The organism is Pseudomonas sp. SA233 (assembly GCF_054792385.1).
Window position 1 is genome coordinate 5,378,758 of sequence record NZ_CP096449.1, and the last position, 13,186, is coordinate 5,391,943.

Below are 13,186 nucleotides of genomic sequence, written 5' to 3' on the forward strand. Positions count from 1 at the left end.
CTCAAAGCTGGGCCACGATCGCGCGGTAATCCGCCGACAACGTGGCCTGTAGAATCTCTTTCGGATAGTCGTCGGTCACCACGGCCTCGCCCATCTGGCGCAGCAGCACCAGACGCAGTCGGCCGTCGAGCACTTTCTTGTCGACCGCCATGTGCTCCATGAAATGCGCCGGGGTCATCTCCTGTGGTGGCACCACCGGCAAGCCTGCGTCCTGCAACAGGCGGATTCCGCGATCGCGCTCGGCCTGGTCGATCCAGCCAAGGCGCATGGACATCTCCAGAGCCATCACCGTGCCCGCCGCCACGGCTTCGCCGTGCAGCCACACGCCGTAACCCATGTGGGTCTCGATAGCATGCCCGAAGGTGTGCCCCAGGTTCAGCGTGGCGCGCACGCCAGACTCGCGCTCGTCGGCACCCACCACCGCGGCCTTGGCCGCGCAGGAGCGGCGGATGGCTTCGGTCAGCGCCACCGGGTCGAGGGCACGCAGTGCCTGCATATTGTCCTCGAGCCAGGCGAGGAACGGTTTGTCGCAGATCAGTCCGTACTTGATCACTTCGGCCAGGCCTGCGGACAGCTCGCGCGACGGCAGGGTCTTGAGGCTGGTGGTGTCGATCAGCACCGCATTGGGCTGGTAGAAGGCACCGACCATGTTCTTGCCCAACGGGTGGTTGATGCCGGTCTTGCCGCCGACCGAGGAGTCGACCTGGGACAGCAAAGTGGTCGGCACCTGGATGAAGTCGACGCCGCGCTGGTAGCAGGCGGCAGCGAAGCCGGCCATGTCACCGATCACGCCGCCACCCAGGGCAACCACGGTGGTGCGGCGGTCGTGCCGTGCAGTCAACAGGCCATCGAAGATCAGCTGCAGGGTTTCCCAGTTCTTGTGGGCTTCGCCATCGGGCAATACCACTGGCAGCACCGAATAGGCCCCCAGGGTCTTGCTCAGGCGTTCGAGATACAGGGGCGCGACGGTCTCGTTGGAAACAATGGCAACCTGCCGCCCGGCAATGTGCGGCGCCAGCAACTCAGGCTGGTCCAGCAGGCCTTCGCCAATGTAGATCGGGTAGCTACGCTCGCCCAGGTCGACCTTTAGTGTCTGCATGTATCCCCACAATGTACTTGTGCGCGGCGCCGCTCGGGCACCTACGCGGTTACGTTGAACCTCGCCTCGGCGCTGGTGGCCGAGAATAGTCCCGGGCTAACGGGGCGGCAACTGCTGCAAGCGCTCGAGAATATCGATCACCACCATGCGTGGCGGCCGCTCGTCGGTTTCTACCACCAGGTCGGCGATCTCGCGGTAGAGCGGGTCGCGGGCTTCCAGCAGGGCGCGCAAGGTCGCCTCGGGATTGGCGGTGCGCAACAGGGGGCGATTGCGATCACGCGCGGTGCGACCAACCTGCTGTTCGACCGAAGCATGCAGATAGATCACCCGGCCACCCTGGTGCAGGGCCTTGCGGTTGGCTTCACGCATTACCGCGCCACCGCCGGTCGCCAGGACCACGCCGTCGAGTGCGCACAGCTCGGCGATCATCGCCTGCTCGCGGTCACGGAAACCCGGCTCGCCTTCCTTGTCGAAAATCCACGGGATGTTGGCGCCGCATCGCAGTTCGATTTCCTTGTCGGAATCCTTGAACAGCAGGCGCAGCTCTTTGGCCAATAGGCGTCCGATGGTGCTTTTACCAGCTCCCATGGGCCCCACAAGTATCAAATTTCGCACAGAATCAACGACTCACAGCAATCGCCTGGTCACTCATGATACGCGGAGTCAGGAAGACCAGCAGCTCGGATTTTTTCTCTTGTAATGCATCGCGTCGAAACAGCCGCCCAACATACGGCAGATCGCCGAAAAATGGCACCTTGTCGACCACATTGTTTTGCGAAGTCGAGTACACGCCACCGATCACGATCGTTTCTCCGTCCGTCACGCGAACCTTGGCATTGACCTCGTTCTTGCGGATCGGCGGTACGTTGTTCAAGGCATTGACGTAATCCGGCTCGTCCTTGGTCACCCTGACGGTCATGATCACCTTGTTGTCCGGGGTGATCTGCGGGGTCACTTCCAGCGACAACGAGGCTTCGCGGAACGCTACCGAGGTGGCGCCGCTCTTGCTGGTTTCCTGGTACGGCACCTCGGTACCTTTGAGGATCCTGGCCGTTTCCTTGTCGGCCGTGACCACCTTGGGCTGCGAGATGATTTCGCCGTTGCCGCTCTTTTCCATGGCACTGAGTTCCAGGTCGAGCAGCACATCGCCACGCAGCAGGCCCAGGCCGATGCTGCCGCCCACCCGCTCCACCCCGAGATCGACGAACAGATCCTTGCCCGGGCGCGGGCTCTCGACATACAGCGGCCCACCCCAGCGCACCCCCAGGCTTTTCTCGTAATCGACGTTGGCCTCGACGATACGTGCCTCGATCGCCACCTGACGCACCGGCACATCCAGCTGCGCCACCAGTTGCCTCAGTTCGGCAAGGCGGTCTGCCGGCTGGTGCACCACCAGCGTATTGGTGCGCTCATCGACACCGAGGCTGCCCCGACCTGTGAGGATGCCGTCATCCGCCAGGCTCGCCAGCAGCAGCTCTGCCAGCTCGGCGGCCTTGGCGTGATGAATGGGTAACAGCTCCCGACGCAACGGCTGCAACTGTGCATCCAGCGCCTGGCCCACATGGGCATCGACAGACTGCGCGGCAAACTCCGCCGCGGGCGCCACCAACAGCACATTGCCCTCCTGTCGCCGGGCCAAGCCCTTGCTGCGCAGCACCAGATCCAGCGCCTGGTCCCATGGAACATCCTCAAGGCGCAAGGTGACGCTACCCTGCACGGCATCGCTGGCAACCAGGTTGACACCGGCATAGTCAGCCAGCACCTGCAGCACCGAGCGCACTTCCACATCCTGGAAGTTCAGCGACAGTGGTTCACCCTGATAAGGCATTGCCGACGCCAGCGGGAACGGCAGCAGGGCTGCCAGCATCCATTTCATCAATCTTTTCATCGTCATCCGGGGCCTCCTTGCCCAGGTGCTTTGCCAGCGTGATGAACGCCGTGCGTTCATGCCACCCCCCTGCCATGAACAGCCGTTCGCGTACTTCGACCTGGGATTGATCAACTCTCGCCACCACCCCCTGGTCACGCCCGACCCGGTCCCCAGGGCGTACGCGATAGAGCCTGCCCGCCGCCATCAGCAGTGCTTCGTGTTCCGCTCCACGTGACAGGCTGCCGACCATCTCCAGTTGCGCCAAAGGCACGCCGGCCAACCCGTCGCCCGCCAAGCGCGTCGCTCCAGACGCAAACGGGTCGACTGCGGGCGCTGCCGTCCCACTCCTGGCAGGCATGCGCGCAAGCATCGCAGGCTGCGACACAGGCGCCAGCGCCTGATAGGCATCAACCCGCAACTGCAGGCGCAGCAGCCCAGGCTTGCCATCTGCTGGAGCCAGTTGCAGGTCACCACTACGCAAAACACGCGCCTGGCCCAACCAGTCACCCAGCCACTGGCGCAATGCCGCGTATCGCCCCACCACCTGTAGCTCCAGCGGCACCTGGCGGAAACCGGCCTGCTGTTCGTCTTCATGAACGTCGAAGCGCTCGATCAGCAAGCCATGCGCGTGCCCCGAAGCCGCCAGACGTTCGAGAAGGTCACTCATGCCCTCACCGGCCGCCAGGTGCCAGTGCGCCTCGCGCAAGCGTTGCTCGGCGATGGTTACCGACGCGTGGAGTTGCTCCAACTCGGCCAGCTGCACCGCGCCGGCTGAATGTTGTTCGTGCAACTCGGCGTGCCGGGCCTCCTCCTGCGCCTGCTGTTGCAGCGCTGCAGGCAGACGTATGGCACAGCCCAGGCCGAACAACGCCAAGGCCACCAGCACTGGCGCCAGCTGCCTGAAGCGGCTGGAGCTCTCGGCCATGGCCAGCCAGCCGAGCACCTGCGCAGCATTCACGACCAGAACGCCGAAACGCGCGCCCCCAGCAGGAATTCATCGCCGCCTGGCAGGCTCCTGATGCGCTTGAGCTCCAGACCGACCAGCGCACTCGAGCGGCTCAGGTCACGCATGAACTGCGCGACCACGGCACCTGACTTGGCCAGCCCGGTCATCTGCAAATTGCCATCTTCCAGGCTGAGGTCGAGCAGTTGCACACCCACCGGCAACGCCCGCTCGAGGTCAGCGAACACCCCGGCCAGCACATCCTGGTGGGCGCGCAGTGCCTCCAGCGCCGCCGCGCGTGCCAGCAGCGCCTCATGCTGCGCATGAACATCGGCCAGCGGCTGCAACTGCTCGCCCAACACCTCAAGGGCTGCCTGGTGCCGGGTATTGGCCAGCGCCTGCTGCTCCCCGCGCTGGCGGGCCAGCTGGTCGACCAACATCACGCCACACAGGGCCAGTAGAGCGCCGGCGACCAGTTGCCTGCGGAAAGACCGCAACGCGGCTTGGCGCTGCCGTTCGCGCCAGGGCAGAAGGTTCAGCCGTATCATCGACGCAATCCTCCGAGAGCCAGGGCGCAAGCCAGAATCATCGCACCATCGACGCGTTCCAGGCGCGCCAGGTCAGGCACCTGGCGACACGGAAGGTTCAGCTGGGAGCCGAGGCTTTGCAACTGGCCCGCTTCGACCGGAGAACAGCTGGCAATCAACAGGCATTCCGGCAAAGGCTCACCGGCGAGCAAGGCCAGCAGGCGCTCTGGCAGCGCCCCGGTTATCGTCGACAGCCCCAGGCTCAGCTCACGCCGTTGCTGCGGCTGCCCCGAATGCCAACCATAAAGGATGGTGCTGTGCGCCTCGATACGCAGCAACGCCGAACTCTGGTGCCGGCCCTGCGGCAGCATGCGCCCCAAGGCAATGCTGTCGACCTCCACGGCCTCCAGTTGCAGCCCTGCCTCCTCGACGATGCCTTCAAGTGGCGCCAGTGCGCTCTGCCGACATGCCGCCACCATCACCTCGGCGCAGCCTGGCTGGACGCGAGAACCTCCCAGGACCTGAAAATCCAGGGCCAGGTCTTCCAGCGGAAATGGAAATAGCCGTTCGGCGTCAGCCAGCAGCTGCGCCTCCACTTCTGCACCGCCCTGTTCCACTGGCAGGTGGCAAAGCTTGCAGATCACCTGGTTACCCGGCAGTGCCAGCGCGACCCGGCGCTGTCTGAGGCCGCTGCGCCTGTAGGCGCGCCTCAAGGCAGCCGCCACGGCGCCAGGCTCTGCCGCCCAATCACTGCCAGCCAATGATTCGAACGGCTCTTGTACCGAGGCAAGCACCCGGCAGCGCCGGTTACGCCGCTGCAGTTGCACAATCCGAACGGAGTCAGGGGCAATTTCCACCCCCACAAGTGAACCGGCATCCTTGCCGAAGCGTCCTAGCATCGTGGCATCCTTGTTGTCTGTCGCCGCCATCCTTCGCGGCTACCTGCCCCAACCCCGCGTCAGCACTAGGCCGCGCCTGCCCATCGAGGCGACGGGCAGCCTGGCCGGTAACCCGGAGAGGCGAAAAAATGCTTATAATGCCCAGCGTTTTTTGGTCCGCCGGACCTGCGTGCAATCCACTCCCAACCTGGACACCGAAAAGCCTTGATACGTCTGCTGAAGTTCTTCTGGTGGTCTTCCGTCGCAGTCATCTGCGCGCTCGTACTCGGTGTGAGCGGTGCGTTTCTGTATCTTAGCCCCAACCTGCCCTCGGTCGAGTCGCTCAGAAGCATCCAGTTGCAGATCCCCCTCAGGGTGTACAGCAGCGACGGCAAGCTGATTGCCGAGTTCGGCGAAATGCGTCGCTCACCGATCCGCTTCGAGGAAATTCCCCCACAATTCATCCAGGCGCTTCTGTCGGCCGAGGACGACAACTTCCTCAATCACTACGGTGTCGACCCCAGCAGCCTGATGCGCGCCGCGACCCAGTTGGTGAAAACCGGCCATATCCAGACCGGCGGCAGTACCATCACCATGCAGGTGGCGAAGAACTTCTTCCTCACCAGCGAGCGCAGCTTCTCGCGCAAGACCAACGAAATCCTGCTGGCCCTGCAGATCGAGCGTGAGCTGACCAAGGACGAGATCCTCGAGCTGTACGTGAACAAGATCTACCTGGGCAACCGCGCCTACGGTATCGATGCCGCCGCGCAGGTGTACTACGGCAAGTCGATCCGCGACGTGAGCCTGGCGCAGATGGCGATGATCGCCGGCCTGCCCAAGGCACCCTCGCGCTTCAACCCGCTGGCCAACCCCGTACGCGCCAAAGAGCGCCGCGACTGGATCCTCGGCCGCATGTACAAGCTGGGCAAGATCGACGAAGCCAGTTACCAGGCGGCCCTGGCCGAACCGCTCAACGCCAGCTACCACGTGCCCACGCCCGAGGTGAATGCACCTTACATCGCCGAAATGGCCCGCGCCGAAATGGTCGGCCGCTACGGCAGCGACGCCTACACCGAAGGTTTCCGCGTCACTACCACGGTACCCAGCGACATGCAGGAAATGGCCAACAAGGCCATCCTCAACGGCCTCTCCGACTACGATGAGCGCCACGGCTACCGCGGCCCCGAAGCACGCTTCCCGGGCCGCACCCAGGCAGCCTGGCTGCAGGAACTGGGCAAGCAGCGCAGCCTTGGCGGCCTGGAGCCGGCCATCGTCACCCAGGTCGAAAAAACCGGCCTCAAGGTCCTGACCCGCAGCGGCCAGGAAGAGCAGGTGGCCTGGGACACCATGAAATGGGCGCGCCCGTTCATCAACAGCAACTCCCAGGGCCGTGCGCCGCAGTCACCGGCAGATGTGGCTCAGGTTGGCGACCTGGTGCGCGTGCAGCGCCTCGAGGATGGCAAGTTCAAGTTCAGCCAGGTACCTGGCGCGCAGAGTGCGCTGGTCACCCTCGACCCTTACAACGGCGCCATCCGCGCCCTGGTCGGCGGTTTCTCGTTCGAGCAGAGCAACTACAACCGCGCCATGCAGGCCAAGCGTCAGCCGGGCTCGAGCTTCAAGCCGTTCATCTACAGCGCCGCACTGGACAGTGGCTACACCGCATCCAGCCTGGTCAACGATGCACCAATCGTGTTCGTCGACGAGTACCTGGACAAAGTCTGGCGACCGAAGAACGACACCAATACCTTCCTTGGCCCGATCCGCATGCGCGAAGCGCTGTACAAGTCGCGCAACCTGGTGTCGATCCGCCTGCTGCAGGCCATGGGCGTAGACCGCACCATCGACTACATCGCCAAGTTCGGCTTCAACAAGCAGGACCTGCCACGCAACCTGTCGCTGGCACTGGGCACCGCCACCCTGACCCCTATGGAAATCGCCACAGGCTGGAGTACTTTTGCCAACGGCGGGTACAAGATCACCCCGTATCTGATCGAACGCATCGAAAGCCGCAGCGGCGAGACGCTGTTCACCGCCAACCCGGCTCGGGTACCGCAAGGTACCGAGGACCAGGCGGGTGTGGCCGCGCCCGAACAGCCGATCAGCACAACCGCCATGCCTGGCGAGGCACCCGCTGCCTTCAGCCAGGTGGCTTCTGCACCGCAGGCGCCGGCCGTGGCCGAGCGGATCATCGACGGTCGCACCACCTACATCCTCACCAGCATGCTGCAGGATGTGATCAAGCGCGGCACCGGCCGCCGGGCGCTGGCCCTGGGCCGCACCGACCTGGCAGGCAAGACCGGTACCACCAACGAGTCCAAGGACGCCTGGTTCTCTGGCTACAATGCCGATTACGTGACCACCGTGTGGGTCGGCTTCGACCAGCCCGAAACCCTTGGGCGCCGCGAATACGGCGGCACGGCGGCACTGCCTATCTGGATGAGTTTCATGGGCGCGGCACTCAAGGACAAGCCTGAGCATGCGCCGGCGGAGCCGGAAGGCATCCTCAGCCTGCGCGTCGACCCGGTCAGCGGCCGTGCCGCTTCGCCGAGCACGCCGAATGCCTACTTCGAGCTGTTCAAGGCCGAGGACTCGCCGCCGTCGGTGGACGAACTGGGCACTGGCGCGGCGCCAGGCAGCCCGTTGCCGGCGGATGAAGCGGCGCCGATGGATCTGTTCTAAGAGCCCTCGAAGGCAACACCGACCCTGTGGGAGCGGGCATGCCCGCGAACACCGGCGTAGCCGGTGCCAGCCTCCGCGTTGGATTCTTCGCGGGCACGCCCGCTCCCACAAAGGCCGCGCCAACCCCACCGGCAAACAAAAAAGCCCCGGCTCATACGAGCCGGGGCTTTTTTGTGTCGCCAGGCAGCAATCAGCCTTTGAACACGTCATCCACGCTGGTCAGCGGGTAGTGCTTCGGATACGGCAGAGTTGCCACGCCGGATTCGATGGCGGCCTTGGCCACAGCGTCGGAAACGACGGTGATCAGGCGTGCGTCCAACGGCTTCGGAATGATGTACTCACGACCAAATTCCAGAGCCTGTACGCCGTAGGCGTCGCACACTTCCTTCGGCACTGGCAGTTTGGCCAGATCTTTCAGGGCGATGGCGGCGGCGATTTTCATTTCTTCGTTGATGCGCTTGGCGCGAACGTCCAGGGCACCACGGAAGATGAACGGGAAGCCCAGTACGTTGTTGACCTGGTTCGGGTAGTCGGAACGACCGGTAGCCATGATCACGTCGCTGCGAGTGGCGTGCGCCAGCTCTGGCGAGATTTCCGGGTCCGGGTTCGAGCAGGCGAACACGATCGGGTTGGCAGCCATCGACTTCAGGCCTTCGGCGCTCAGCAGGTTCGGGCCGGACAGGCCTACGAACACGTCGGCACCGTCGAGGGCGTCAGCCAGGGTGCGCTTGTCGGTGGCGTGGGCGAACTGCGCCTTGTACTGGTTCAGGTCGTCACGGCCAGCGTGGATCACGCCGCTGCGGTCGATCATGTAGATGTTTTCGACCTTGGCACCCATGCTTACCAGCAGCTTCATGCAGGAGATGGCGGCAGCGCCGGCACCCAGGCAGACGATCTTGGCGTCTTCCAGCTTCTTGCCGGCGATTTCCAGGGCGTTGATCATGCCGGCCGCGGTCACGATGGCGGTACCGTGCTGGTCATCGTGGAATACCGGGATGTCGCACTGTTCGATCAGGGTGCGCTCGATTTCAAAGCACTCAGGCGCCTTGATGTCTTCGAGGTTGATGCCACCGAAGGTGATCGAGATGCGGCGAACGGTGTCGATGAACGCCTGCGGGCTTTCCGACTCCACTTCGATGTCGAACACGTCGATACCGGCGAAACGCTTGAACAGAACACCCTTGCCTTCCATGACCGGCTTGGAAGCCAGTGGGCCGAGGTCACCCAGACCGAGGATGGCGGTGCCATCGGAAATCACCGCAACCAGGTTGCCTTTGCCGGTGTATTTGTAAGCCAGCTCTGGATCACGGCCGATTTCACGCACGGGCTCAGCAACACCTGGGCTGTAGGCCAGGGCGAGGTCACGGGCGGTGGCTGTGGGCTTGGAAAGTTCGACGCTCAGTTTCCCCGGACGAGGTTGAGCGTGATATTCGAGAGCGGCGGTTTTCAGGTCTGACATGGTGGGCATTCCGCTATTTACTGTTCTGACGGACCGCCGAGGATACGCAAAGAGCCGGGGAGCCACAAGACTGGTCGGTCACTTGTGTCAAGGCCTTTAGCCTACGACTTTACGCTATAACCCACGGGGCATACGCCTAACAGTGTGTACAATCCAATAGCGAAATGTCTACATCTTTTAGCCTGAAATGCGCTCCAACATGCTCGGATCGGTCAACGGCAACAGCCAGCGTCGCTGCCCGGGCTTGAGGCCGCCCTTGCGGGAACGATCCAGCACCCAGCCACGCGCCTCGACCTGACGTCCCTTGAGGTTATCGAAGAAGCTGGCGGGGAAGTTGCGTTGTAGACGAGCGGGAACCTGCAGCACCACCGCACCGTCCAGGTTCAGCCAGACCCCGCCACGGTTGCGCTCCACGCCTTCGATGCGGCCCGCAATGACCGCGAAACCCGACTGCCGGACAGCCCCGGCACGCACAACCGGCGAACGACGCCACAGCCCGGAGCCAGCCTTGCGCGCAGCCTGCTCGGCAAGCTGCTGGCAAGCGCTGAGGCGCACATTGGGGGCAACCGCGACGCGATAGCCCAAGCCCTCGCTGAGCAGCTGTGCTTCGATATTGTCGCCATTGCGGCCGTAGATATGCGCCAGCGTGCGGCCGTATTTGTCCTTGGACTCGACGCCCGGCTCCAGCCCGACACGCCCATCGCTGGCCTTGACCAAGGCCTGCAAACGCTGCCTGGCAGCCTCGGCATAGGGCTCGCTGGCGCGCCCGTTACGGCCAATTTCCGGGGCATTGATGCCGATCAATCGCACGCTGCGGCCATCGACCAGGCGCAAGGTATCGCCATCGACCACCTGGCGCACCGCCACCTGCTGAGGGCTGCCTGGTAGCGGGCAGAACGCCAGGGCCGGGAAATGCCAGAGGATGCCCATAAAAAAGGCGCCCACAAGGGGCGCCTTTTTTTGCAGCAATGCGAAACCCGAGGGGTTCGCCATGCGCATGATTACTTCTTGGTACCGAACATACCGAAGCGATCGGCGAACTTCTGTACGCGACCACCGGTGTCCAGGACTTTCTGCTTACCGGTGTAGAACGGGTGGCACAGGTTGCAAACGTCGATCGCCAGGGTGCTGCCCAGGGTCGAACGGGTTTCAAACTTGTTGCCGCAGCTGCAGGTGACTGCAACTACTTCGTAGTTCGGATGAATATCTGCTTTCATGGTCACTTCCTCGAGCTGCGTGCCGCCACCCAACACCAATTGTTGAATACCGCACGTAATTAGGCGGCGAATAATACCAGAGCATCACGCCAACGCAAGTTGTCGCTTGCACCGACCGTCGTCTGCTAGGCTCGCCAGTCTTTGAAACGCCCTCCGAGACTTTCCGCGTGTCCGACGTCATCCTGCGCCTTGCCCTGCCCTCCCCGCTGCGTCGCCTGTTCGACTACAAGGCGCCGGCAAGCATGGCGCGCCAGGCCTTGACTCCGGGCATGCGCATTCGCGTGCCATTCGGCCGCCGCGAAATGATCGGGGTGCTGGTGGAGGTGTGCGAGCAAAGCGAAGTGCCCGCCGACAAGCTCAAGCCGGCCAGCGCCCTGCTCGACCCGGTATCACCGATCCCGCCGTCGCTGTTCAAGTTGTGCTTGTGGACCGCCCAGTACTACCAGCACAGTCTGGGGGACACGCTGAGCTGGGCCTTGCCGACCCTGCTGCGCCAGGGCGAACCCGCCGAGATGCGTCAGGAGCGCTTCTGGCACGTCGCCCCCGGCGCCCGCCTGGAAGACCCGCGCATCGCCCGCGCACCGCGCCAGCGCGATGCCCTCAAGACCCTGGCCCAGCACCCGCACGGCGTGGCCCATAGCCTCCTGGCCAAGCTCAATCTGAACAAGGACAGCCTGGACCTGCTGCTGGCCAAGGACCTGGTGCAGATCGAGGTCCGCCGCCATCTGCCGGCACTGCGCCACGAACACTGGCTGGCACAGCCGGAACTACCGCTCAACGAAGAGCAACGCGATGCCTTCGACGCCGTGCGCGAAGGCTTTGGCGGCTTTGGCGCCTTCCTGCTGGCCGGTGTCACCGGCAGCGGCAAGACCGAGGTGTACCTGCAACTGATCCGCGAAACACTGGAAGCCGGCAAGCAGGCCCTGGTGCTGATCCCGGAGATCAACCTCGGCCCGCAGACCCTGGCCCGCTTCGAGCAGCGCTTCAACGCCCGCATCGCCCTGCTGCATTCGGCGGTGAACGACCGCGAACGCCTGGATGCCTGGCTGGCAGCCCGGGACGGCGAGGCCGACATCATCATCGGCACCCGCTCGGCACTGTTCACGCCGATGAAGAACCCCGGCCTGATCATCATCGACGAGGAGCACGACGGCTCCTATAAACAGCAGGAAGGCCTGCGCTACCACGCCCGCGACCTGGCACTGGTGCGCGCCCACCAGGAAAACGTCCCGATCCTGCTCGGTTCCGCCACGCCATCGCTGGAAACCCTGCACAACGCCCTGACCGGTCGCTACCGCCTGCTGCGCATGAACCAGCGCGCCGGCGGTGCCCGCCCGCCACGCATGCTGCGCCTGGATGTGAAGAGCCTGCCGCTGGACAGCGGTATCAGCGGCCCACTTCAGCAGGCCATCCGCCAAACCCTGGAGGCAGGCCAGCAAGTGCTGGTATTCCTCAATCGCCGCGGTTTCGCCCCGACCTTGCTGTGCCATGATTGCGGCTGGCTGTCCGAATGCCCACGCTGCGATGCACGCATGACCGTGCACCAGCGCTCCGGCGTGCTGCGCTGCCACCATTGCGGCTATGACGAGCGCCTGCCGCAGCAGTGCCCGCAGTGCAACCACGTTGACCTGCGCCCGGTCGGCGCCGGCACCGAGCGCGCCGAGGAGCGCCTGAAAGTGCTGTTCCCGGATTACCCGATCCTGCGTGTGGACCGCGACAGCACCGCGCGCAAGGACGCCATGCACAACCTGTTCAGCACCATCCAGCGCGGCCAGCCGAGCATCCTTGTCGGCACCCAGATGCTCGCCAAGGGCCACCACTTCCCGCGGGTGACCCTGGTGGCCATCCTCGATGCCGATGGCGGGCTGTTCTCCGGCGACTTCCGTGCCAGCGAACGCATGGCACAGTTGATCGTGCAGGTCGCCGGGCGGGCCGGGCGGGCCGAAGAGCCCGGCAAGGTCATCATCCAGACCCACCTGGCCGACCATCCACTGCTGGTGCAGCTTACCGAGCAGGGCTACTTCGCCTTCGCCGAGCAGGCCCTGGACGAACGCCGCGCCGCCGGGCTGCCGCCTTACTCGCACCTGGCGCTGCTGCGCGCCGAAGCGCACAAGCCCGGACAGGCCGAAGGTTTCCTCGACGAGGCCTGCGCCGCCGCCGAGCGCCTGGTGGCCGAACAGCGCCTGCCCGGCATCGAGCTGCTGGGGCCGGTGCCAGCACCGATGGAGCGCCGCGCCGGGCGCTTCCGCGCACAACTGTTGATACAGGCCAATACGCGGGCGCCTTTGCATCGACTGATCAGCGCCTGGTTGCTAGTGTTGGAGCAGATGCCGAGCGGGCGCCAGGTGCGGTGGTCGCTGGATGTCGACCCGGTAGACCTGTACTGAATCGACCGGCCTCATCGCCGGCAAGCCAGCTCCCACAGGTTGCGCGCACCTTTCTGTGGGAGCTGGCCTGCCGGCGATGAGGCCCTCGAACACAACATGGAACCCTTGATGGTTGCACCCCAAAGGT

The 13,186-nt window shown here is 64.3% G+C and carries 11 protein-coding genes; 2 read left to right on the forward strand and 9 right to left on the reverse strand.

The features are described from left to right. Position 1 precedes the first annotated feature (1 nt). The 6 genes from aroB to pilM form a co-directional block, all read right to left on the reverse strand. Positions 2-1,099 carry a 3-dehydroquinate synthase gene (gene aroB, locus M1D87_RS24620; RefSeq protein ID WP_013974602.1) on the reverse strand — a complete coding sequence of 366 codons (1,098 nt, stop codon included), beginning with the start codon at positions 1,097-1,099 and terminating at the stop codon, positions 2-4. A gap of 96 nt (positions 1,100-1,195) precedes the next feature. Then, positions 1,196-1,714 carry a shikimate kinase AroK gene (aroK, locus tag M1D87_RS24625; protein ID WP_015272136.1) on the reverse strand — a complete coding sequence of 173 codons (519 nt, stop codon included), beginning with the start codon at positions 1,712-1,714 and terminating at the stop codon, positions 1,196-1,198. Positions 1,715-1,718: 4 nt separating this feature from the next. Further along, on the reverse strand, positions 1,719-2,987 hold the full coding sequence (locus tag M1D87_RS24630) for a type IV pilus secretin PilQ (protein ID WP_123085562.1): 1,269 nt from the start codon (positions 2,985-2,987) through the stop codon (positions 1,719-1,721). Beyond that, positions 2,911-3,912: a pilus assembly protein PilP gene (locus tag M1D87_RS24635; protein ID WP_123085587.1), complete on the reverse strand. Its 1,002-nt coding sequence runs from the start codon at positions 3,910-3,912 to the stop codon at positions 2,911-2,913. The genes M1D87_RS24630 and M1D87_RS24635 overlap by 77 nt, the downstream gene beginning before the upstream one ends. A gap of 11 nt (positions 3,913-3,923) precedes the next feature. Further along, a complete protein-coding gene (locus M1D87_RS24640) occupies positions 3,924-4,460 on the reverse strand; it encodes a PilN domain-containing protein (RefSeq protein ID WP_123085561.1) in 537 nt (178 codons plus the stop codon). Beyond that, a complete protein-coding gene (gene pilM, locus M1D87_RS24645; RefSeq protein WP_123085560.1) occupies positions 4,457-5,338 on the reverse strand; it encodes a type IV pilus biogenesis protein PilM in 882 nt (293 codons plus the stop codon). The genes M1D87_RS24640 and pilM overlap by 4 nt, the downstream gene beginning before the upstream one ends. A 207-nt stretch (positions 5,339-5,545) precedes the next feature. Here pilM and M1D87_RS24650 point away from each other — a divergent pair, with 207 nt between their 5' ends. Next, the gene (locus M1D87_RS24650; RefSeq protein ID WP_371264014.1) at positions 5,546-7,996 is read left to right on the forward strand and encodes a penicillin-binding protein 1A; all 2,451 of its coding nucleotides are present in this window, start codon (positions 5,546-5,548) and stop codon (positions 7,994-7,996) included. A 190-nt stretch (positions 7,997-8,186) separates the two neighbouring features. Here the strand turns inward: M1D87_RS24650 and M1D87_RS24655 are convergent, their stop codons facing one another. The 3 genes from M1D87_RS24655 to rpmE all read right to left on the reverse strand — a co-directional run bounded on the left by M1D87_RS24655 (position 8,187) and on the right by rpmE (position 10,672). Then, on the reverse strand, positions 8,187-9,455 hold the full coding sequence (locus M1D87_RS24655; RefSeq protein ID WP_024087853.1) for a malic enzyme-like NAD(P)-binding protein: 1,269 nt from the start codon (positions 9,453-9,455) through the stop codon (positions 8,187-8,189). Between the two features lie 177 nt (positions 9,456-9,632). Further along, positions 9,633-10,454, reverse strand: a complete 822-nt coding sequence (locus M1D87_RS24660; RefSeq protein WP_123085559.1) for a thermonuclease family protein — start codon at positions 10,452-10,454, stop codon at positions 9,633-9,635. A 2-nt stretch (positions 10,455-10,456) separates the two neighbouring features. After that, complete coding sequence (rpmE, locus tag M1D87_RS24665) at positions 10,457-10,672, reverse strand: 50S ribosomal protein L31 (RefSeq protein WP_003257833.1); 216 nt, start codon at positions 10,670-10,672, stop codon at positions 10,457-10,459. Between the two features lie 167 nt (positions 10,673-10,839). Between rpmE and M1D87_RS24670 the strand changes: the two genes are divergently transcribed. Further along, positions 10,840-13,059 (forward strand): primosomal protein N', encoded by a 2,220-nt coding sequence (locus M1D87_RS24670; RefSeq protein ID WP_039612529.1) that lies wholly within the window; start codon positions 10,840-10,842, stop codon positions 13,057-13,059. Positions 13,060-13,186: the final 127 nt, after the last annotated feature.

Bases quoted from the DNA above. Each gene is read 5' to 3' on its own strand.
- aroB (WP_013974602.1), bottom strand. From the start codon at position 1,099: ATGCAGACACTAAAGGTCGACCTGGGCGAGCGTAGCTACCCGATCTAC.
- M1D87_RS24630 (WP_123085562.1), bottom strand. From the start codon at position 2,987: ATGAAAAGATTGATGAAATGGATGCTGGCAGCCCTGCTGCCGTTCCCG.
- M1D87_RS24640 (WP_123085561.1), bottom strand. From the start codon at position 4,460: ATGATACGGCTGAACCTTCTGCCCTGGCGCGAACGGCAGCGCCAAGCC.
- pilM (WP_123085560.1), bottom strand. From the start codon at position 5,338: ATGCTAGGACGCTTCGGCAAGGATGCCGGTTCACTTGTGGGGGTGGAA.
- M1D87_RS24655 (WP_024087853.1), bottom strand. From the start codon at position 9,455: ATGTCAGACCTGAAAACCGCCGCTCTCGAATATCACGCTCAACCTCGT.
- M1D87_RS24660 (WP_123085559.1), bottom strand. From the start codon at position 10,454: ATGCGCATGGCGAACCCCTCGGGTTTCGCATTGCTGCAAAAAAAGGCG.
- rpmE (WP_003257833.1), bottom strand. From the start codon at position 10,672: ATGAAAGCAGATATTCATCCGAACTACGAAGTAGTTGCAGTCACCTGC.